The 21994-nt window shown below is 61.4% G+C and carries 17 protein-coding genes; 10 read left to right on the forward strand and 7 right to left on the reverse strand.

The window, feature by feature from the left end; genetic code table 11:
- The first annotated feature begins 197 nt into the window (after nt 1-197).
- The 7 genes from EGJ34_RS05335 to EGJ34_RS05365 all read left to right on the forward strand — a co-directional run bounded on the left by EGJ34_RS05335 (nt 198) and on the right by EGJ34_RS05365 (nt 6488).
- Nucleotides 198-1811, forward strand: coding sequence for a HAMP domain-containing sensor histidine kinase (locus tag EGJ34_RS05335; protein ID WP_125359468.1), 1614 nt, complete (start codon nt 198-200; stop codon nt 1809-1811).
- 86 nt (nt 1812-1897) lie between these two features.
- Complete coding sequence (locus EGJ34_RS05340) at nt 1898-3289, forward strand: sigma-54 dependent transcriptional regulator (RefSeq protein ID WP_125359469.1); 1392 nt, start codon at nt 1898-1900, stop codon at nt 3287-3289.
- A 258-nt stretch (nt 3290-3547) separates the two neighbouring features.
- On the forward strand, nt 3548-3787 hold the full coding sequence (locus EGJ34_RS05345) for a hypothetical protein (RefSeq protein ID WP_125359470.1): 240 nt from the start codon (nt 3548-3550) through the stop codon (nt 3785-3787).
- Nucleotides 3784-4476, forward strand: coding sequence for a hypothetical protein (locus EGJ34_RS05350; protein ID WP_125359471.1), 693 nt, complete (start codon nt 3784-3786; stop codon nt 4474-4476). The genes EGJ34_RS05345 and EGJ34_RS05350 overlap by 4 nt, the downstream gene beginning before the upstream one ends.
- 898 nt (nt 4477-5374) lie before the next feature.
- A complete protein-coding gene (locus EGJ34_RS05355; protein WP_125359472.1) occupies nt 5375-5683 on the forward strand; it encodes a hypothetical protein in 309 nt (102 codons plus the stop codon).
- Between the two features lie 188 nt (nt 5684-5871).
- Nucleotides 5872-6186: a type II toxin-antitoxin system RelE/ParE family toxin gene (locus tag EGJ34_RS05360; protein WP_125359473.1), complete on the forward strand. Its 315-nt coding sequence runs from the start codon at nt 5872-5874 to the stop codon at nt 6184-6186.
- Between the two features lie 5 nt (nt 6187-6191).
- The gene (locus tag EGJ34_RS05365) at nt 6192-6488 is read left to right on the forward strand and encodes a helix-turn-helix domain-containing protein (protein ID WP_125359474.1); all 297 of its coding nucleotides are present in this window, start codon (nt 6192-6194) and stop codon (nt 6486-6488) included.
- A gap of 102 nt (nt 6489-6590) precedes the next feature.
- Here EGJ34_RS05365 and EGJ34_RS05370 read toward each other — a convergent pair whose 3' ends face one another.
- The 7 genes from EGJ34_RS05370 to EGJ34_RS05400 all read right to left on the reverse strand — a co-directional run bounded on the left by EGJ34_RS05370 (nt 6591) and on the right by EGJ34_RS05400 (nt 18834).
- Nucleotides 6591-7301: a hypothetical protein gene (locus tag EGJ34_RS05370; protein ID WP_125359475.1), complete on the reverse strand. Its 711-nt coding sequence runs from the start codon at nt 7299-7301 to the stop codon at nt 6591-6593.
- Nucleotides 7302-7482: 181 nt separating this feature from the next.
- Nucleotides 7483-7713: a hypothetical protein gene (locus EGJ34_RS22120; protein ID WP_125359476.1), complete on the reverse strand. Its 231-nt coding sequence runs from the start codon at nt 7711-7713 to the stop codon at nt 7483-7485.
- A gap of 8 nt (nt 7714-7721) precedes the next feature.
- A complete protein-coding gene (locus EGJ34_RS05380; RefSeq protein ID WP_260476915.1) occupies nt 7722-12506 on the reverse strand; it encodes an RHS repeat-associated core domain-containing protein in 4785 nt (1594 codons plus the stop codon).
- Between the two features lie 292 nt (nt 12507-12798).
- Entirely contained in the window at nt 12799-15843 is a 3045-nt protein-coding gene (locus EGJ34_RS05385; RefSeq protein ID WP_125359477.1) for a spermidine synthase, read from the reverse strand.
- A 242-nt stretch (nt 15844-16085) separates the two neighbouring features.
- Nucleotides 16086-17816: a type IV-A pilus assembly ATPase PilB gene (gene pilB, locus EGJ34_RS05390; RefSeq protein WP_125359478.1), complete on the reverse strand. Its 1731-nt coding sequence runs from the start codon at nt 17814-17816 to the stop codon at nt 16086-16088.
- A 53-nt stretch (nt 17817-17869) separates the two neighbouring features.
- Nucleotides 17870-18388, reverse strand: a complete 519-nt coding sequence (locus EGJ34_RS05395; RefSeq protein ID WP_312023017.1) for a pilin — start codon at nt 18386-18388, stop codon at nt 17870-17872.
- Nucleotides 18389-18423: 35 nt separating this feature from the next.
- Nucleotides 18424-18834 carry a pilin gene (locus EGJ34_RS05400; RefSeq protein ID WP_125359479.1) on the reverse strand — a complete coding sequence of 137 codons (411 nt, stop codon included), beginning with the start codon at nt 18832-18834 and terminating at the stop codon, nt 18424-18426.
- Between the two features lie 360 nt (nt 18835-19194).
- On the opposite strand from EGJ34_RS05400, the gene EGJ34_RS05405 reads away from it, so the two are divergent.
- Genes EGJ34_RS05405 through coaE form a run of 3 tightly spaced genes read left to right on the forward strand, consistent with a single transcriptional unit; the run spans nt 19195 to nt 21953 of the window.
- Complete coding sequence (locus EGJ34_RS05405) at nt 19195-20454, forward strand: type II secretion system F family protein (protein ID WP_125359480.1); 1260 nt, start codon at nt 19195-19197, stop codon at nt 20452-20454.
- 7 nt (nt 20455-20461) lie between these two features.
- On the forward strand, nt 20462-21325 hold the full coding sequence (locus tag EGJ34_RS05410) for an A24 family peptidase (protein WP_125359481.1): 864 nt from the start codon (nt 20462-20464) through the stop codon (nt 21323-21325).
- A 10-nt stretch (nt 21326-21335) separates the two neighbouring features.
- On the forward strand, nt 21336-21953 hold the full coding sequence (gene coaE / locus EGJ34_RS05415) for a dephospho-CoA kinase (RefSeq protein ID WP_125359482.1): 618 nt from the start codon (nt 21336-21338) through the stop codon (nt 21951-21953).
- Nucleotides 21954-21994 lie beyond the last annotated feature (41 nt).

Genomic DNA, 21994 nt, shown 5'->3' on the forward strand with positions numbered 1-21994 from the left:
AACTACACTGTTGGCTTTTCCTGCAAAACCCCCAGGGGGCCCTCCCGTGGCGTTTGGGCGCGCTAGCGGGCCCCCCCGGGGGCGGCCCACGGGCGGGCGCTACCGTTCGGCTCACCGGTAGCGCCGGCCGTTGGCCGGCCCATGCAATCGTTCCGAACGCCGATACACTGGTCCCCAGCCAGAAGGGGAGTTCCGGCGTGTCACCCAGCGCTTCACTGATCGACCGCATCGAGTCCCTGCCCCGGCGGGAACTGTATTTCTTCGCCCTGTACCGCGTGCTGATCGCCGCGGTCATTGCCGCACTGCTGTTCAGCCCGCTGGCGAACCTGGTGGGCGAGTCCACCCACCCCCGGCTGGCGGCGGTGGTCAGCGGCACCTACCTTGGGCTGTCCCTGCTGTTCCTGATCGCCGGGCGCAGCGAGCGCTGGCTGCGCCCCATCGTGGTCGGCAGCGTGGTGGTCGACATCATCGCCACCGCCCTGCTCGCCCACGCCCTGCCCGGTGCCAGTGCCGGGCTTTCGATGGCCCTGCTGTTCAACATCGCCGCTGCCGCCACCCTGCTGCCGCTGTCGCTCGGCCTGGCCCTGGCCCTGACCGCGGCCGCCGCGACCGCCGGCGAATACGTCTGGAACGTGCTGGAGAACGGCGACCCCACCCGCACCCTGGCCGAGCTGGCCATGTTCATCACCAGCTATCTCGCGCTGGCCTTCGTCAGCTACCAGGTCGGCAGCCGCGCCCGCCGCAACCAGCAGCTGGCCAACCAGCGCGGCGAGGAAGTGGCCAACCTGTTCGAGATCAACGAACTGATCATCCGCCGCATGCGCACCGGCGTGCTGGTGGTCGACGGCAGCAACCGCATCACCCTGGCCAACGAGGCCGCCAGCACCCTGATCGGAGACAGCGATGGCAACAGTGGCACCGGCAAGCTGGAACTGGCCAGCGCCGCGCCCGACCTGCTGCGCCGCCTGCAGCGCTGGCGCAACGGCTGGAACAACGAGGAGACCCCGCTGCAGCTCTCCCCCGACCAGCCCGAAGTGCAGCCGCGCTTCGCCCGGCTGCTGGCCGGCAGCGACCTGACCCTGGTGTTCCTGGACGACTCCAGCGTGGTGTCGCGCCGTGCCGAGTCGCTCACCCTTTCCGCCATGGGCCGGTTCTCGGCCAGCCTTGCCCACGAGATCCGCAATCCGCTGGCGGCGATCAACTACGCGGCCCAGCTGCTGGAAGAGTCCACCGTCATCACCGACACCGACCGCCGCCTGCTGCAGATCATCCACCAGCAGTGCCAGCGCACCAACGGCATCGTCGAAAGCGTGCTGGGCCTGGCCCGCCGCGAGCGCGCCAATCCCGAGAACCTCGACCTGGCCGCCTTCGTGCGCCGCTTCGTGCTGGACTACAAGCAGAGCCTGACCCTGGAAACAGACAGCGTCGAGCCGATCATCACCGAGTCCTCGGTGCACGGCCTGGTCGACCCGCGCCATCTGCACCAGATCCTGACCGCCCTGGTCCACAACGCCCTCAAATACGGCCGCACCGGCCAGGAGCCGGCGCGGGTCCGCCTGCGCGTGGCGCGGATGGAGCGTTCGGCGGTGATCGACGTGATGGACCGCGGCCCCGGCATTCCGGAAAAGGTCGCCAGCCAGCTGTTCCGGCCGTTCTTCACCACCTCCGAGCACGGCACCGGGCTGGGCCTGTATATCGCCCGCGAGCTGTGCCGGGCCAACCAGGCGCGGCTGGAGTACGTGTCCGTTCCGGCCGGCGGTGCCTGCTTCCGGCTGATCCTGCCGGGACCGCACACCATGTTGCCGGAATGACACGCACGCCTGTTCCAATCGTTAAAAACGAGCAACAACTGTCAAAGATTTGTCGTTAGCAACCTTCCTCGGCTATCTTCACTCCCATGAACGAAAACCGCAGCGCCCTCGTTGTCGATGACGAACGCGACATCCGCGAACTGCTGGTACTGACGTTGGGCCGCATGGGCCTGCGGATCAGCACGGCCGCCAACCTCGCCGAAGCCCGCGAGCTGCTGGCCAGCAACCCGTACGACCTGTGCATCACCGACATGCGCCTGCCCGACGGCAATGGCATTGAACTGGTGACCGAGATCGCCCAGCACTATCCACGCACGCCGGTGGCGATGATCACCGCCTTCGGCAGCATGGACCTGGCCGTGGAAGCCCTGAAGGCCGGTGCCTTTGACTTCGTCAGCAAGCCGGTGGACATCGCGGTGCTGCGCGGCCTGGTCAAGCACGCGCTGGAGTTGAACAACAGCGAGCGCCCCGCCCCCCCGCCGATGACCAGCGAGCAGACCACGCGCCTGCTGGGCGAATCCGCTGCGATGGATGCACTGCGCACCACCATTGAAAAGGTCGCGCGCAGCCAGGCTCCGGTGTACATCCTGGGCGAGTCCGGCGTGGGCAAGGAACTGGTTGCCCGCACCATCCACGCGCAGAGCGCGCGCGCCGCCGGCACCTTCGTGCCGGTGAACTGCGGTGCCATTCCGTCCGAGCTGATGGAAAGCGAGTTCTTCGGGCACAAGAAGGGCAGCTTCAGCGGCGCGCACGCCGACAAGCCGGGCCTGTTCCAGGCCGCACACGGCGGCACCCTGTTCCTGGACGAAGTGGCCGAGCTGCCGCTGCAGATGCAGGTGAAGCTGCTGCGCGCGATCCAGGAGAAGTCGATCCGCCCGGTGGGTGCCGCCACCGAAGTGCCGGTGGACGTGCGCATTCTTTCGGCCACCCACAAGGACCTGGGCCAGCTGGTGGATGACGGACGCTTCCGCCACGACCTGTATTACCGCATCAACGTGATCGAGCTGCGCGTGCCGCCGCTGCGCGAACGCCGCAGCGACCTGCCGCAGCTCGCCGCCTCGATCCTCGCCCGCCTCGCCCGCACCCACGGCCGTCCGACCCCGCTGCTGGCTCCTTCGGCCCTGGACGCGCTGGGCCTGTACCACTTCCCCGGCAACGTGCGCGAACTGGAGAACATCCTGGAACGTGCCCTGGCCCTGGCCGAGGGCGACACCATCAGCGCCAGCGACCTGCGCCTGCCGCAGCCCGGTGCCCCCCGCCAGACCGGCACCACCGCTGTTCCCGCCGCGCACGAGGAAGCCGTGGTGGACCTCCCCGCCGGCAACGGTGCCCTGCCCTCCTACATCGAGCAGATGGAACGCACCGCGATCCAGAAGGCGCTGGAAGAAAACCGCTGGAACAAGACCCGCACCGCCGCACAGCTGGGCATCACGTTCCGCGCGCTGCGCTACAAGCTGAAAAAGCTGGGCATGGATTAACCACCGTAGCGACACGCCATGCGTGTCGGCTTTCCGCGCACACCGCGATGACGCGCATGGCGCGTCACCACGCGCCCCCGCAACCCGCCTCCACCGACACCCCGCCGAAACCGACACCCGGTAGCGCCGGCCGTTGGCCGGCCCCGGCGGTGCCGCACCCCAAGCACACCAACGGCTGCAGCAGACTCAATCGAGTCGCCCTCAACGGTTCGCACGCGCTTCCATAGACAGCCCACACCCCGGAAGTACGATCCGGACATGGCTACCCAAAAGATCCCCCTCAAAAATACCGCTGGCAAGACGAACGCCGTCAAGCAAGTGCAATCCACGTCGCACCGTCCATCGAAGTCCGAGCCGAATTTCTACGCGCATTTCGCCACCTTCGAGGAGGAGCTGGCTTATGTCTATGGCAGCATGACGCCGGAGGATGATGTCGAAATTCTTTACAAGGCAGGAATTCTCACCCCTTCAGGCCGTTTGAGCTCCAAGTTCAAATGATCGACGGCCATCTTCTTGTGGGCTACCACGGATGCGACATCACCGTACGCGACGGGCTGGTATCCGGAAACCTGCAACCGGAACAAAGCAACGATCAGTACGACTGGCTCGGGCCGGGCTTCTACATGTTTGAGGGCGACGAAGAGCGCGCTCGATCGTTCGCCGAGAGCGCGGCACAACAGCCGGATCGACGACTCACTGCGCGCCCCATCGCCACGCCTGCAGTGGTGGGCTGCCTGTTCAGCCTGCGAAGCTGCTTGGACATGACCACGAAAGCAGGCCGGCTTGAGTTCGAAGATGCTTACATCCACCTTCAAAGCGGCTTCCTGCAGACCGGCCGAACGCTACCCATCAACGTACCGGCCCAACGGGAGGACCAGGAAGTCCTCCTCCGCGGGCTGGATCGCGCAGTTTTCTGCCTCATGCATGCAAGGCGAGAGGCAGTCACTGCCAAAGGCCCCGTTCAAGCCGTCCGCGGCGCATTCCGCCAAGGCGTAGAAATCGCACCCAGCTCAGGCTTCCACCGCGACAGCCACGTGCAGATCGCTCTCCGCGACTTCAGCTGCATAAAAGGCTGGTTCCTTCTACCAGGAGACCGCCAGTTGAATGAGCGCGAACTCGCCGAGGCCACCGAGCGATACACCAAACTACACGCAGCCCACCCCAAGCCACGCCGCCGATCCCCGTAGCGACGCGCCATGCGCGTCGGCTCACCGCGCACACCCAGCTGACGCGCATGGCGCGTCAAGACGCATCCTCCGCACCACCCTCCCCCATCTCCGGCACGCACGCAACAACGAAGCCCACCTCGAGCTTCCTGCCTTCCGCTCCGCACCCCGCCTCCACCACCACGCGCGCGCCCCGCGCCCGCGCCGGCTCGCGCCCTACAGTCCCCCACAGCACCTCAAGGCCATTCTCGTAAGCCAGGTAAATCGGCACAGCTCATCTCCTTTGCAAGCCACCGTGCAGGACAGCACGGCACAGCAGGCATCAAAAGTAGCCGAGTGAATCCAGAGAACGCGCAGCCCGACAGCCACCACCCGATCCACGCCAACGATTCCAAGCCCAAACAAGCACGCGGGCACAAGCACGCACATTCGCAATCAACCCACCACGCGCCTTACAACGCAGATCCGCGTAGTGCCGGGCTTGCCCGGCAACCCAACCCAACCAAACCCCACATCCCCGCGCCATCAGCGCCAAAACCGACAACTCAACCACGCATCCACACGCGCGCAGCAAACAAAAATTCCCACACCAAAAACGTCATAACTCCGAACCGCAAACGCGGCATCCGTCACGCTTTTCCATGCATTCGGCTTACATACGACACGCGGCACGTTGCGAAGCGATGCACCAACGCGCCGCACAAAATGCAGGCGGTCTCCGCTACGCTTTCATCTGTCGCATGGTGTGTCCTGGAGCGTAAGAACTCTGTCAGAAGAAATCATGTTGTACGGCAAGTGTCGGGAGGGCGACGAAATAAAAAACCCTCACGGAAATACGTCGCGCCGGTTCTTCTGACGGTTCTTACCCTCCCGACTCCCCCGCCATCCCGGCGGGGGAGATTCAACCAGGAGGCATACCTTGAACGAAGAACCCGAAGACTGGGATGAGCTGACCGAAGAGCAGAAGGAATTTCGACGCCGCTTCTGGCGGCCACCCAAGAGCATCGTCGTCAACGCGCTACACCACGACGGCGTCAAGACCTACCCGGGCTGCCCCAGCGTTCCCTGTTTCAAAACACGGGGCCTGTGGATCAGGGAGCTTGGCATTGATCCGGGCACGCGGCTGTACCTGTACCCGGAGTGGCGAGGCTTCCGCTGGCATGCGGACCCACCGCCGAAGGGTCAGGAGGCAGTGAGGGTGTATAGGAAGGTGGCGCGAGGTAGATAGCGAGCTCCCCGGCCAACCCTCAGGCAGCGGCTGAACCGGAACCAGGGCGGCACGAAGTGCCGCCCTGACATCTTCCGATCACCCGCTCCATGTCACGCGATACCAGCAAAGAAACCGCGAATGTTCAACTTCCGCACCCAACACTACGCCATTGACGCATGTACGCCAATGGCGTACATTTAAGCGCAATGCTGTTCATCGAGACCTCGATGTTCACCCGCTTGCTCGCGGGACTGATGAGCGATGAGGAGTACAGCCGTTTCCAAGTCGAACTGGCCCGCGCACCAACGTCCGGCGATGTAATTGAGGGAACTGGAGGATTGCGAAAAGTCCGTGTCGCGCTACCTGGACGAGGCAAGCGTGGCGGCGCGCGGGTGATCTACTACTACTTCTCGTCAGACTCGAAGATCGTTCTACTGCTCGTGTATTCGAAGAATGTTCAGGGCAATCTGACCCAATCGCAGAAGAATGCGCTCAGGGCCATTATTGAAAACTGGAAGTGAACGTCATGGATAACAGTCTATTTGCCGAGTTGATGGGCAGTGTGGCGGAAGCTGACCAGATTCTAGCGGGGAAGCGAAGCGCCTCCCGCGAGATCCACATCAGCGCCATTGAAGTGCGCGAGATCCGGAAATCCACCGGACTATCGCAAGAGAAGTTTGCCCGCATCATTCATGTCGATGTGGGCACACTCCGCAACTGGGAGCAAGGGCGCCGCGACCCCACTGGCCCTGCGCGCGCTCTACTTCATGTGATTAGAAGCAATCCAAAGGAAACGTTGCGCGCACTTGCTGATGCGCGCTGATTTCAGCGCACCTCTCTCCGCTGCTGCCGTGAGCGCCAACGCCTTAGGTTCTCGCAGCACCACCCTGCGATGGCCGTTCCCTTCACATCAACGTCGCCCTGCTCACCTCCTGACCAACGAAGCGGCGTGGGCCGATATCTCTAGAAAGCCGTCTGCCAAATACATTCGCAACATGTTTCGCTCGGGGTAGATCGTGCAGCCTCCTACGTTGCCGTACTTATGCACTCCGCTCATAGCGACAACATTCAGCCTACAAAAAGATGCCGTGACACCCTGAAAGACTAGGCTGGCCGGGGCGCGATCGGAAGTGGATATCCCGGTGCGTGCTTGCATCTCAACGCAACATGAACTGAACTTCGGCGAGAACTCAATGGACTCAATGTACGAAAAGTCCAAGCTCGAGTTCTCAAACCCCTGAATACCATCAGCACTAATCAGATCTGGCGCACAGTAGGAAGTACTCTCAACATCCGCCCGTGCACGAAGTTCGACGCCACCGAAGTTTGCATTGACGAACCCTCCCACAGTCGAGAGATGAAGCTTCCCGCTTGACGAATCAAGATCCCCGGCCTGTACGTTGCCCGGCCGCGCATGGTCGCTAAGTTCAGCGAAGTCGAAACTACCCCCGAACAGGGTTACGCCCGAAAATGCTAGACGGCGCAAGTCGCGATCGCGCCCACTGCTCGTCCTCAAGCCAAGGTCGACCTCGACCTCCTGCCTGACGATGGAAATTGCAACTCTAGAAACGGAAGCGTCATGAAAATCAATCATGTCAGTTGGATATCTCAACGCAGTTCCGGACACATCAGCCACCTACCAGCCAAAGAAGAATGCACCAATTCCAATGAGGACACCCCCGTTCACGGCAGCCTTGGAGCCAGGCGTCTGTTCGAAGCCCTCAAACCTCGGGGAAGGTGGAACAGGCCGCGGAGATGGCGCACCGGCGAAACCGTTCTTCAACGCATATTCTCTACCGTGCTTTTGCATCCCACCTCTAAGTAGCCCGCCTAACCAACGTGAAATCGTGATCCGTGGCTGGGTAATGGACTAGGCCGAAACCAGATGCCTCAAGCAACGCACCAATTCCCAAGTACTCCCATTCCTCTTTGGGAAAACCGTCCGCGTAGGCCGCGTCATCGATCACTGCAACTATTGTCCCGGTCAGCCCGCCACCCAAATCAACGATGTCACCGAGCAGCACCCTCTTTCCATCCAAGTAGTTCACGAGGTCGTCTACCTTACGAAATCAGAAATCGGAACAGAACCAGGAGGCGGGGGCATCCCACCTGCCGCGTCCGCCGCGCCAATATTCTGCCAAAAGCATTGACAGTTGTTCGGGTTCTGATTGGCCCTATACAGGTTGTAGTGGTCACCCGCGTATGGGTGGTGGGGCTTACTTGGCGGCACCCTATCATGACGATAGCCGATGGTGCCTGGGAACACAGTTCGCCCATCCACAGTTTTGCAGGGCGGGCACCCTTCATCTTCTCCGGGGCAAAACGCCTCCCCAGCCAACTGCCCAGCCTTCTGCCCCAGGATGCCGCCGGCGTATCCACCTGCAGCGGCTCCGGACATTCCACCAGCTCCTGCACAGGCGAGCGCTCCAGGACCACTTGCGCTGCAAGCCAGGCCACCGCCTGCCGCTCCCCAAGTACCGCCAAGGTACGCCCCGCCAGCCGATCCGCACATTGCTCCAACGAGCGTTGCGGCAGCGATACATTCCTCTCTCCTTTCCAGACCATAAGGGTCAGAGAAAATAAGGGGATTGCCCCCCACGTACGAGTACGTATCCAGTCCTCCGTTCAGCCCTATCGGATCACTTTGCGAGTAGCGGCCGGCACTCGGATCGTACTCGCGCTGATAGTTGTAGAAGAGCGCACTAGCATCGGTCGCCAACTGTCCAGGAAAGCGCATCGCCAGCTCGTAGCTGACTCCGTCCCCATCCGCATCAGAATTCGGAATCTGATTACCGAAAACCTCAGTCTTACTGTCCCACTCCCAGATCGTGACGTCCCGAATGGCATCAATGACCATGCGCGGCGTACCCATATGGTCCGGCTGGAGAAACGCCAACTGAGAGCCTCCGATTTGTTGCTCAGACACAACTGCCACCGGCAGGCTATCCAGCCAGATCGCTTGCTGTAGCGGAGCTCCAGAGCTGCCGTAGTTGCCCAGCCATTGGCCACGCTCGTCGTACAAGGCGTATTCGGAGCCGCTCGCCGATGATTGACGCCCTATTCTTTCACCGCGATGGTTGTATCCGAACGTTTCTGCAACCAAGCTGCCTCGCTTCACTTGGAACATTCGGTTGGAGTCGCCGTATACAAACTCGCGATCGCCGATACTCAGAGTGTTGCCTGCAGCGTCATACTCACGCGACGCCGTCCCGACTGCCGTCAGAAGCTGACTATTGTCGGGATAAGTGTAGGCCTCTGTACCTGCGGATGTGATCAGGGTGGTCCTGTTGCCGGTGGCGTCGTACTCGTATGTCTCGATAGGCGTACCCGTGACGCCGTCCTTGGTCTGAGTCAGGCGCCCCAGCGCATCGTAGCCGTACTGCGCCAAGACCTCGGTTCCGTCGCCATTCTTCAGTTCGGTAATATCTCCAACTTCGTCATAGCCGAGTCTGATGGACAGTCCACCCGGCATTGGGTCATTCACCGCAACAGTCCGGTAATCCTGATCCACTGGCCGCTGCAGCGTACGGCCGTTGCCGTAAGTCCATCCGGTAGCCGGCCCAAATGGCGCATAAGTCACATTGGTCACCACCACCTGCCGCGCCTGCCCCGGGCGGGTCACCCCCACCTCGCTAATGCGCCCCAACGTATCGCGCTGATAGTCCGCCACGCTGCCATCCGGATAGTGCAGCCGCGCCAACCGGCCGCCCGGGGTGTAGCCATAGCGCACCGTCATGGCCACGCCATTGACCGTCTGCACCTTGCGGGTGAGCTGGCCGAAGCGGTCGTAGCAGTAGGCCGTGCTGCCACCTTCGTGCCGCACGTACCCCACCCGCCCGGCTGCAAAGCGCTCGTTGGCGGCACAGACATCCGGCGCGGTGTCGTACGCGTAACCGACATCCAGATTAGGATCGGGGTAGCCGATGCCGATCAGCCGGTTAAGGGCATCGTAGTGGTAAGTTGCCGTGATGCCCCGCGCATCGGTCTTCGTCTTGCGGTTGCCGTTGATATCCACCGTAAAGGTGGTGGTGCCGGTATCCGGGCTGACCAGGCTGATCTGGTCACCGAAGCCGTTGTAGCCATACGCGGTACGCAGCCCCTTCGGGTCGGTCACCGCCGCCACCTGACCATTGCTGGCGTACTCGTAGCCTACCTGGGCATTGATACCGCCCAGATCCTGCACCTCGGTGAGGACGCGGTCCGCACCGTCGTAAGTCTGCCTGGTGATGGTGCCGTGCGCATTCTCCGATTCCAGCACGTTGCCGTTGCCGTCGTAGCGCAGCAGTGTGGCGTAGCCATCCGCCCCGGCAATGCGCGTGTTGCGGCTGGCGGTATCGAAGCTGCGGTTCAACACCTTGCGCAAGGTGCCCGCCGTGTCCCGAATCTCCTCCTTCACCCGGTTGCCGGCACCGTCCAGCGTGTAGACGATGCGGTTGCCGAGGGCATCCTCCACCGAGGTGAGACGGTCGGCGGTGTCGTAGTGCATCCGGGTCCAGACGCCATCCGGACCGGTGCTCTTGGTCATCTTGCCGGTGGAGCTGTACTCGAACAGGCTGATGCGGTCGTTGGCCGGCACGTCGCCCTTGAGTGTTTCGGTGACCATGCGACCCATCGAGTCGTACAGCCGCTCGGTCTCGGTGCCGTCGATGGCCTGGATGCGGATGGCATTGCCGGCGGCGTCGTACTCGAGGATCTCGGTGCGCTGGCCCAAGGCATTGATCTGCGCGCGCAGGTCGCCCTTGCGGTGGGTGCAGCTGGTGCCGGCATCGCAACCGGGATCATTGGCGGCGTAGTACTCCAACCGGGTAAGGTTGCCGGCTGGATCGCGGGTGGAGCGATGCAGGCCGACTATCGGGCACAGGCCGGGGTTGGAGGCAACGTCGGCCTCCGTGCAGTAGAGGTGCTGGGTCTGGCGGACGTTGCTGGGGGCAAGCGCCAGGGAGCCGCAGGCGTAGTCGGTGGGCTGGGTGGCGTCGTACTGGCAGGTATAGAGGGGGCGGCCCTGAGCATCCGGGACGGTGCGCTGGAGGGAGGCGAGTTGTTCTACGCCAGCTACCTTCTGGGTGACGCGTTCTTCTACGACCCGGTTGTTCGCGTCGCGGGTGGTGCGGGTTATGCGGCCTATGGATTCTTCGGTGCGGGTTACGATCTGGGATACCGAGCCAGACGACGAGTCTACGTACGTCGTCATGACCCGATTTCCCCTCGCGTCGACTCGTGAGGTCAGCCGTCCCGAGGAATCGTAGTTGTATGCTCTCGTACCTTGAGAGTCCGTCGTCGAAGTAATTGCGCTGAACTGCCCGCCACCAATGGTGTGTTGCTTTACATCGCCAAGACTGTTGATCGACGTCGCCGCTCCAGCAGCGTTGTAGGTGATGGCTGTAACGTCCACTGCCTGACCTTCAGCATGAAGCTTGCTGCCAGTGACCATCCCATTGGCGTCATAGGAGAACGTCGCGTAACGCTGCCCTGCCTCCTCGATGCCAGTCAGAAGATTCGGCACCGAGGCTGGGGCGTGAGCGACTTCTGCATAGATATACTTTCGAATCGTGCCATCGGGCCGAGTCACTTCGGTCAGGTTGCCCTTCCCGTCGTATGCATACCGCGCCTGCGATCCATCCGGAAGGGTTATTGAAGCCAGGCGCTTCTCCGCGTAGCTGAATACCAGCGAGCGGCCGAGCCCGTCTGTAATAGTGCCTATACGGAGATTCTGATCGTAAGTTACGGCAATGCTCGTTGCTGCATCGCCCGTGTCCACACCCTCAAGACGTCCGTTCGCGCCATATGTTCGTTGAACTCCGCCTGAGCCTGTCAGCACCTGAGTGCCATTCGCGCCATCGCGCAGGGTTTCGCCGGAGGACTGTGTACCGCGTCCGTCCCAATAGGTCTGAAGGTAGCCCTTCTGGTCAACTCTGCTTCGGTTCGACGAACCGCGCAAGATGTAGTCGGCATAGCTGTGCGTCCAACCAACTCCAAGCTCCCTTGCTGCTTGCAGCTCATTCAAAGAATGGTAGTACCGGACAAATTCTCGACCCGCGAATATAAAGTCCGGCTCGGCACGCGACTTATCTCCCGTCGCCGGGTGGCAGGGATTTCCATTGACAGCACAACTATTTGTCTGCTTGATGTAGCGCCCGGAGATCTCCCGGGGCACTGTAGCGGGGCGGCAGATGTTGGGCCAGCCAAGGTCGGTGGAACCGGGAACGTACTTCGGATTGCTTCCGTCCTTGATCAGGAAGCCCTCAGCACACTCCACGCTGTAGCGCTTCGGCACCCAAACCTTGTCGATCCGCGGCGGGCTTGGAGGCGACCATGCCGGGCACCACGTCGAGATTTCAACATACTTGTTGGGCTGGGGATCATTGCCCACCATTGAGTGGTTCAACACGGTTCCGCGTCGCCCACCCCATAGGATGTGGACATACGGCTCCCCGTGCTCACCCACCATGCCTACACGCTTGAACTCGCATTCCGAATTCGCATTTGCCTTGGCCAAGTAGGCAGCGATGCCACCCTCTTCACTCGGATAGGCTTCCCCGCCGCCGATGGCGTACTCCAACGGTCCGGTCACCGCCGGAGGTTCATCATCGATCCAATAGACGTACTGAAGCACAACACCGAGTGGTCCAGAACCGGTCTGGTTTACGGCATCCAGATGCCATCTAGACCCATAGATTCCAGTACTGGCTCTCAGGTCGGCCTCTGCCTGCGCCAATGTTCGGTAGCACCGACCGTCGAAGCAGTATTCCGGTGGAATCGGCGACTGCTGGGCGATGGCTGGCGAATGAACCACCAGTGCACACAGAAACACCAGGATCGCAGTCAGATAGCGAGCAGCCATGTCCAACTCCTTGTGGATTGATGGTCTCAACCACAAGAGGTCACTTCCATGTGGTCATGCCTCCGGAGTTTCGCTGGTTCCCTGCCACAAAAATGAGTCGACCGTCCCAGTCTTGCAACTAGGCGCTGTCACTATAAAGCCGCGCAGATCACCAGTAGCCAATAAGGGCACCATGCGCGACGTTAAGATGGCAGCATCGGCACTATATGTCTTGGCAAATCTGACACTGATCCAGCGCCAAACTGACTCAAGAGTCCGAAAGCCCCGCGAGGCGGGGCCTTCAAGTGACAGACTACTGCACGCGCTTGGACTCTGACCCAGAAGCCAACCACGACAGCAGCCGCAGGGACGAATTGCCCTGCGATCTCCGATCCAGCTGTTTCCAGTAGCGCTCAGTGAGCTGCTGCGAGAACGTGGGATTACCCGCCGAGAGCGCGGCGTACTGCATGGCACCAACAATGTACAGACCGGACACGCCATCGTTCAGCAGGGCGTGACCATGTTCGCCCTCAAGCAGCGCGAGGCCCAGTTGCAGCACGTCGCCATGACCATCTTCTGCAACAGCCGATATGAGCGCCAGCGCACCATCCACGGTTTCATCCCCCGCGGTACACCGCAGCCAGCCCGGCTTGACCCACATATGCTGGAGGCGCTCGGAATCCAAGTAGGCGAGCGTCTCTGTTGCCATCGCGAACAGCATCGTCGCATCCCGCTCCGGACGTGCACCTAATTGGCAACTTGCGGCCAACCCTCGAAGGGCATCGACCTGGAGAGCGTTGAAACGCGACGGCGAACCTGCCGTCTGTACAGCCTGCCCCGTCAACGCGGCATAGATGTTCGTCGCTTCCTCGCTCTGCCGGAACGACGAAAGCGGCAAGCGACGCGGAGCCGCCGGAGCCGCACCCGGGCGTGCATCAGGGCCACCAAGATGGCGAATGATCGGCCACGGAGCGTTCCCTAGTTCATCGAAATCGCCAGCCAGCGCATTTTGGAATCTGGCCTGCGGAGCCTGCAGCTTAAGGACCGGGAACATATCTGAATTGGTCCGATGCGGGTAAAGCGCAACATGACCTTCGAGTCCGCGACGGTCCACAACCATCGTGTCCTGAAGATCGCGAAGATCCAGCACACCAATACGAGCAAGATCTTTTGCCAGCGAAGACTGCTTGAAAAGTTCTCCACTCATCGATGGCACAGTCCCACCGGGGGATGCCACTAGAATCATGTCGGTCTCATTAGCCATGTATGCCCGTACATCGCTAAAGTTCGCCAGCATCGCCGAAAGCACCGAATTCACCAACTCGGGAGTGATCTCGTACAACTGAAGCCACTGAACGAACAGACCATCTTCGTTCAACTGACGAGGAATGTACTGATAGAACTCTGTACTGAAGAGCGAGGCAGTGCCCCCCATCCAAGGATTTGATGGCTCGGAGATGATGAGGTCATATTTCTTGGGCACGGAAGCAAAGTAGGCCTTTGCATCGTCGATCACTACGTGCGAGCGAGGATCACTGAAAGCCCGTTCAACACGAGTTCCCAGATGCCTCGCTCCTTCCACCATGGCCGGCTCGATCTCCACGGTATCTACCTGTCCCACCTTGGAATGCCCCAGCAGGGCATGCGTGGTCATGCCAGATCCAAAACCGATCACACCCACTCGATCGTACGCTTCACGGAGCGAGAGTGGGATTGCCGCCAAAAGCAGCATGGTCGCCTCGTCTGGCGTGGCCAGATTGGCGGTATTGTAGGCAAGCCCGGCATCAACCTTGCCATTGGTGGCGATCATGCGGGTTTCCTGCCCCTGGTCGCCGATCTCGAACACGGCCACTGTCGCCGTCTTGCCATCCTTGTAAAAGACAGAACGAGCACCCTCACCCAAGGTCGAAGCACCCGTTCGATAGACCGAAGAGTTCAGAACGGCAGGGTCGAAGCTGACCAGATTGGCAGAAGCGGCCACCGCCAGCCCCGAAATGGCAGCAGCAGGCATTAGTGGCGACCATTTCCGCTGAGTGATGGCGGGCGCGTAGCGAGCAAGAAGCACCAAGCCCAGAGCCATATCCACCACCGCGGCAAGCAGCAATGCGTACTTCAGCCCAAACAGCGGCATGAGCAGATGCACCGCGGCAAGAACACCGACGATGGCACCCACGGTATTGAAAGCATATGCCTGACCGATGGCCTTTTCACCATGCCCTTGGCGAAGCAGCGCCAGAGTCAGTAGCGGCAGGGTCATGCCCGCGAAGAATGCAGCGGGGAACATTACCAGCAGTGCAATGCCCGCGCTGGCCACATTGAACAGCCCATAACCATCGGCGCTGCGCACAATCACCTTCATCAGCCAGCCCACCCACTCGAAGGCGTTGGCATACACGAACATTGAAGCAAGCGCGGCGACACCCATCCAGACTTGGATCCAACCTGCGGTTGCCAGCGGGGACACCAGACGGTCAGCGCGATTCTTAAGCCAGAGCCCACCGAGAGCAATGCCCAGAATGAACGAAGCGAGCATCAGCTCGAAGGAATGAATTGTGGTCCCCAATGCCAAGGACAGCATTCGGATCCATGTGATCTCATAGACGAACGATGCCGCGCCGGTAAGCCCCGCCGCCAACAGAATGAAGATGGGTGGTGAAAGCTGTGGCTTCTGCCCCAAGGCCACGGCCACGGGTTCTACGGCTCCAGGGGGTGTCGCCGCCTCAGGCCCTTCCCGCTTACTCAGTGGATAGACCAGGATCGCAACCAGAATATTGATCAGACCTGCCGAGAACACTGTGCCCGGCATGCCAATGGCCGGCAGCATTACGTAGGTAGAAGCGAGCGCGCCGATGGCCGCACCCAGGCTGTTGGAGAAGTACAACCCCGCCAGGACGCGACCTTCGGCGTGTTCCTGAAGGCGGATGTAGCCCGCACTCATCAGAGGGAACGTCGCGCCCAACAGAATGCACTGCGGCAACACCATGGCCGCCGCCAGCACCCAGCGCACGTTCTGCAACTGGCCCGGCGGCAACATCGGCAGCAGTTGGTTATAGGCCCAACCGGTCAGACCTTGATAGATACCGTCGAAGAACAGACCGAGAAGTCCGATCACAACTTCGATGATCGCGTAGGCCAACAGAGGCCTGCGCACCTTGCCACTCCATCGACTCACCAGCCAGGCACCTACTGCCATGCCCCCCATGAACAGGATCAGCACCAGCGATTGCGCGTAGGAAGAATGGCCGAGGAACAGGCCCAGATACTGCGTCCAAATTGACTGGTAGATCAGCCCGGAGAATCCGGACAGTACAAATATCCACAACAGCCACGTTCCCGCCCTGCTCTTTGCCAACATCATGCGTGCTTCCCCAATGCAATTTTCCGGACCATGAGCCCGTAATCATGATCGCAGTCAAACGCAGCGCCGCTGGGCGGCACCGATTGGAATACGAAAGTGGACACCGGCTCCCCGCCGGCGTGTTGCCACCTGATGGTAACAGGTGGTGGCGGCAGGGTCATGGACCGCGTAGCAATCCGCACACTGGCGCAGGGACGCCAGTACACACCGCAGAAGGCAGCCGGGCAGAGCCCGGCTCTACGTCAATCCTTGGTGACGCGATTGATCTCGGCCAATCCGGTGACGCCGGCTGCGGCCTTCACCAGCGCGGACTGACGCAAATCGTTGATACCGGCCCTCTGCGCCGCCTCGGCAATCTGAATGGCGTTGCCGCCAGCCAACACAATGACGGCGATATCTTCCGTCATCGGCATGACCTGATAGATGCCGGTGCGTCCCTTGTAGCCTTCGGTGCACTCCTCGCAACCCACGGGCTCGAACAAAGTAATGCCGGCATCGATCTGGGCCTGGGTGAATCCTTCCGCGAGCAATGCATTGGCGGGCAGCTCGACCGGGCGCTTGCAGTTGTTGCACAACCGGCGCGCAAGTCGCTGAGCAATGACCAGCGTCACCGAACTGGTGATGTTGAACGGGGCGATACCCATGTTCATCAGTCGCGCAATGGTCTGCGGTGCATCATTGGTGTGCAGAGTAGAAAGCACCATGTGGCCGGTCTGAGCCGCCTTGATCGCGATCTCGGCGGTTTCCAGATCTCGGATTTCGCCGACCATGATGATGTCCGGATCCTGGCGCAGGAACGAACGCAGTGCGGCGGCGAAGGTCATGCCGCGCTTGTTGTTCTGCTGAACCTGATTCACGCCGGGCAGGCGGATTTCCACCGGATCTTCTGCGGTTGAGATGTTGCGGGTTTCATCGTTCAAGATGCCCAGCGCCGTGTACAGCGACACCGTCTTACCCGAGCCAGTCGGACCTGTCACCAGCACCATTCCATAAGGCTTGTGGATGGCATCCAGGAACAACTTCTGCTGCACGTCCTCATAGCCGAGCTTGTCGATGCCAAGCTTGGCAGCACTGCCGTCCAGAATACGCAGCACGATCTTCTCGCCGAACAGCGTGGGTAGCGTGCTCACGCGGAAGTCGATCTGCTTGGTCTTGGAAAGATTAAGCTTGATGCGTCCGTCTTGCGGCACGCGCTTTTCGGCGATATCCAATTGCGACATAACCTTCAGGCGAGCCGCAATACGCTGATTGAGCTTGACCGGCGCCTTGGCTACGTTCTTTAGCAGTCCGTCAATACGGAAGCGTACGCGGTAGTCGTCTTCGTACGGCTCAAAGTGAATATCCGATGCACCCTTGCGGATTGCATCCACCAACACCTTGTTGACGAACTTCACGACCGGGGTGTCATCTCCCTTCGCATCTACGCCCGTGTCGCCACCAGCGGCATCCTCATCGCCGCCTGCGGAGACATCCAGATCCCCCATGCCATCATCATCACCCCCCAAGCCGCCCCCGAGGGTGTCGTGCTTGGACTGCCACTGCTCGAGAGTGCGGCGAATCTGGTCTTCGTCCACGAGAATTGGCTCCACGACCAGATTGGTGTGGAACTTGATCTCGTCCAGCGAATGGGTTGGGTCACTGGTACCAATGAAAAGCTTGCCACCGCGCTTGAACAGCGGCAGAACATGGTGTTTGCGCAGCAGCTCCTCGCTGACCAGACTGATAGCGCTCTGATTGGCATCGAACATGCCAACATCCAGCAGCGGCATACCAAACTCCAGCGCATTGGCCGCCGCCAATTGCGCCGGCGTAACCAGCTTTTTCTCAGCAAAGTACTGCGGGAGCGGTTGCTTCGCCGCGGCAGCTTTGGTCATGGCATCACGAGCAGCCGCTTCTTCAAGGGCCCCATCCTGGACCAGGCGGCGGGCAATGCCGGTGATGCCGACAAGATTGGCAGTGGCCACGGCGTTCATGAGGCAATTCCTTGAGAGCGTTGTTGCATTATGGCCAGCTTATGGCCAGCCGGCTAGCACCCCGAAGGACGGTAGCGGGCAGCGAACTCACTTCCATCGCAGGTCCAGACGCCGTTGGCAGCACGACGAAGCGTCAGCGACTTGCCATTGACGGCCGCCCCCCCTTTGACCGTGCAACTGATGGTGCCGACGCCTGAAGCGTCCAGACTGGCCGCCACCGACGTGCAGCGCTCACTGACGCGTACTCCGATGTAGTCAGGCGTCACCAAGCTCGCATCTGTGCTGTCCTGCGCCACCGACTCCATGGTGGTCTTGCCAGGCCTTATTTCCGACAGCGCAGCTCCCAGCTGGGCCTTTGCCATATAGTCTTGATACAGAGGCAATGCGATCGCAGCAAGGATTGCAATGATCGCGACAACGATCATCAGCTCGATCAGCGTGAAACCCCGCTGGTGTTTGTACATGATTCCCCCAATGTCCGATACGTGAAAGCCGAAGAACCCAGCCAACCACACCGAAGCATTTTTCGTGCCAACCAACGGATATTCGGTCCAAAAAAGAAGGCCCCGCATAGCGGGGCCTTCCTCAGTCTGCGAGAGACTCCGAATTACGGGGCCTTGCAGCCAGCCGGGATGTACTTGTCGTCCAGGCCGGTGGTGGAGCAAGCCCAGGTACCGGCAGCAGCGCGGGTCAGGGTGATGGTCTTGCCAGCAACCTTGGCATTGCCCTTCAGCACGCAAGCCAGGCTGGCGGTGCCGGCAGCGGCGTCACCGGTAGCGGTGATGGCGCAGCGCTGGGTGGTTTCCTGCAGACCAACGTTGGCGGTGGTCGGAGTGGTGCCTTCATTCAGCAGCACTTCGGCCTGGGTCTTCCCGGGGGTGATTTCAGCCAGACCAGCAGTGGCCTGCGACTTGGCAACGTAGTCCTGGTACATCGGCAGAGCGATGGCGGCCAGGATGGCGATGATCGCGACAACGATCATCAGTTCGATGAGGGTAAAGCCCTGCTGCTTCTTCATGAGTACATCCCCTAGAGGTAGGTAAAGTTTTTGAACACCGGGCCTGCGCCTGGCCGGAAGCCGGCTGAGCAAGGCGGTTGGCCTGTGCGGGTGGATCAAAGCAGGTTGCGTGCCAAGTCTTTGGCGACGCTCCCCAGCGTTCCCCGGGCGCAATGATGGCAGCAATCTTCAGGATTGGAACCCCCCTCACACCAAAATGCGACCCAACCGGCATTGTGACCCCCCGCGTCACCTTCTGACGATGACGGTCCGGAACCCCGGTCACGGATTGCCCCCGCCAAAGGGATGCCACACAGGCTCGGAACCGGCTACCATTCCGGGGAGAAGCCCGCCTGGGGATGGCGCGGCTGGGGAGCCTGTATGTCTGTGAGCCGTAGTGCCGTCAAGAAAGAGCCCGTGGCGCGTAACACCATGGAGCTGGTTCCGTTTGTCTGGGAGGGGACCGACAAGCGGGGCGTGAAGATGAAGGGCGAGTCGCCCGCTAAGAACGCCAACCTGTTGCGGGCCGAGCTGCGCCGCCAGGGCATCACCCCCAATGTCGTCAAGCCCAAGCCGAAGCCGCTGTTTGGCGCGGCCGGCAAGGCTGTTGGGGCGAAGGACATTGCATTCTTCAGCCGCCAAATGGCGACGATGATGAAATCCGGCGTCCCGATCGTGGGCGCGCTGGACATCATCGGCAGCGGGCACAAGAACCCGCGCATGAAGAAGATGGTGGACTCGATCCGTATGGACATCGAGGGTGGCTCCTCGTTGTACGAGGCCATCAGTAAGCACCCGGTCCAGTTCGATGAGCTGTACCGCAATCTGGTCAAGGCCGGTGAAGGTGCCGGTGTACTGGAAACCGTGCTGGATACGGTGGCGACCTATAAGGAAAATCTGGAAGCACTCAAGGGCAAGATCAAGAAGGCCCTGTTCTATCCGATCATGGTCTTTGCCGTTGCACTCATCGTCAGCGGCGTTCTGCTGGTGTGGGTGGTTCCGCAGTTCGAAGACGTCTTCAAGGGCTTCGGTGCCGAGTTGCCGGCCTTCACCCAGATGATCGTGAACATGTCCAGGTTCATGGTTTCGTGGTGGTGGTTGCTGCTCATTATTATCGTCGGTTCAGTGGTCGGCTTCATCGCGGCCTACAAGCGCTCACCCAAGATGCAGCACACCATGGATCGCCTGATTCTCAAGGTACCGGTCATTGGTGCACTGATGCACAACAGCGCCATCGCCCGCTTCTCCCGCACCACCGCCGTGACCTTCAAGGCCGGTGTGCCGCTGGTGGAGGCACTGGGCATCGTGGCCGGCGCTACCGGGAACAAAGTGTACGAAGAAGCCGTGCTGCGCATGCGCGACGACGTATCGGTCGGTTTCCCGGTCAACATGGCCATGAAGCAGACCAACCTGTTCCCGCACATGGTCATCCAGATGACCGCCATCGGTGAAGAGGCCGGTGCCCTGGACGCCATGCTGTTCAAGGTGGCGGACTACTTCGAGCAGGAAGTGAACAACGCGGTCGACGCGCTGAGCAGCCTGCTGGAGCCGATTGTGATGGTGGTTATTGGTACCATCGTCGGCGGCATGGTCATCGGTATGTACCTGCCGATCTTCAAGCTCGCCTCGGTCGTCGGATAACAACTACATGGCTTTTCTGGATCAGCACCCCGGCCTCGGCTTTCCCGCCGCGGCCGGACTGGGACTGCTTATCGGCAGCTTCCTCAACGTCGTCATCCTGCGCCTGCCCAAGCGGCTGGAGTGGCAGTGGCGGCGCGATGCCCGTGAAGTGCTGGAACTGGAAGACATCTACGAGCCACCACCGCCAGGCATTGTGGTGGAGCCGTCACACTGCCCGCACTGCAAGCACAAGCTGAGCTGGTACGAGAACATCCCGCTGTTCAGCTGGCTGATCCAGCGCGGCAAGTGCCGCCATTGCCACGCCCCCATCTCCATCCAGTACCCGCTGGTGGAGCTGGTCACCTGCCTGCTGGTCGTGGCCAGCGTGTGGCAGTTCGGCTTTGGCTGGCAGGGCTTCGGGGCCATTGTGCTGAGCTGCTTCCTGGTCGCCCTTTCCGGGATCGACCTGCGCACCCAGCTGCTGCCCGATCAGCTCACCTTGCCATTGATGTGGCTGGGGCTGATCGCCAGCGTAGACAACCTGTACATGCCGGCCAAGCCTGCCCTGCTGGGTGCCCTGGTGGGCTACCTGTCGCTGTGGTCGGTGTGGTGGCTGTTCAAGCAGATCACCGGCAAGGAAGGCATGGGCCACGGCGACTTCAAGCTGCTGGCGGCGCTGGGGGCCTGGTGCGGGCTGAAGGGCATCCTGCCGATCATCCTGCTTTCGTCGGTCATCGGAGCCATCATCGGCACGATCTGGCTGTACTCGCGCGGCCGCGACAAGGCCACGCCGATTCCGTTCGGTCCCTATCTGGCCATTGCAGGCTGGATCGTGTTCATGTGGGGCGAGCCGTTGATCGACGGCTATATGAGAATTTCCGGCCTGCGCTGAGGGCCTGCCGATGAGCCGGTTCGTCATTGGATTGACCGGCGGCGTGGCCGCCGGCAAAAGCGAAGTCAGCCGGCGCTTCGAGGCGCTGGGGGTGACCGTGGCCGATGCCGACCTGGCCGCGCGCGCGGTGGTGGCCCCGGGAAGCGAAGGGCTTGAGCGCATCGTCGGGCATTTTGGCGCGGGCATTCTGCTGGCCGATGGCCAGCTGGACCGCCCTGCCCTGCGCGAGCGGATCTTCGCCTCGGCGGAGGAGCGGCAGGCGCTGGAGGCGATCACCCATCCGGCCATCCGGCAGATGCTGCGGGAGACGTGCGAAGCGGCTCCTGGGCCTTATGCGATCGCTGCGATTCCGCTGCTGACCGAAGCCGGTGGGCGTGCGCAGTACCCCTGGCTGGACCGCATTCTGGTGGTGGATGCACCGGTGGCCGTGCAGCATGCGCGGCTGATGCTGCGCGATGGCAGCACCCCTGAACTGGCGGACCGCATGATTGCGGCGCAGGCGAGCCGCGAGGCGCGGTTGGCGCTGGCCGATGATGTGGTGGTGAATGATGGGCACCCGGATGCGTTGGAGGCCGAGGTGTTGCGGTTGGATGGGGTGTATCGGGAGTTGGCCGGCATCGCGCGTTGACGCGCATGGCGCGTCACCACGGGGCAGCCATGCGCGTCATG

The sequence above is a fragment of the Stenotrophomonas sp. 278 genome (assembly GCF_003935715.1).
Classification (GTDB): Bacteria; Pseudomonadota; Gammaproteobacteria; order Xanthomonadales; family Xanthomonadaceae; genus Stenotrophomonas; species Stenotrophomonas maltophilia_AH.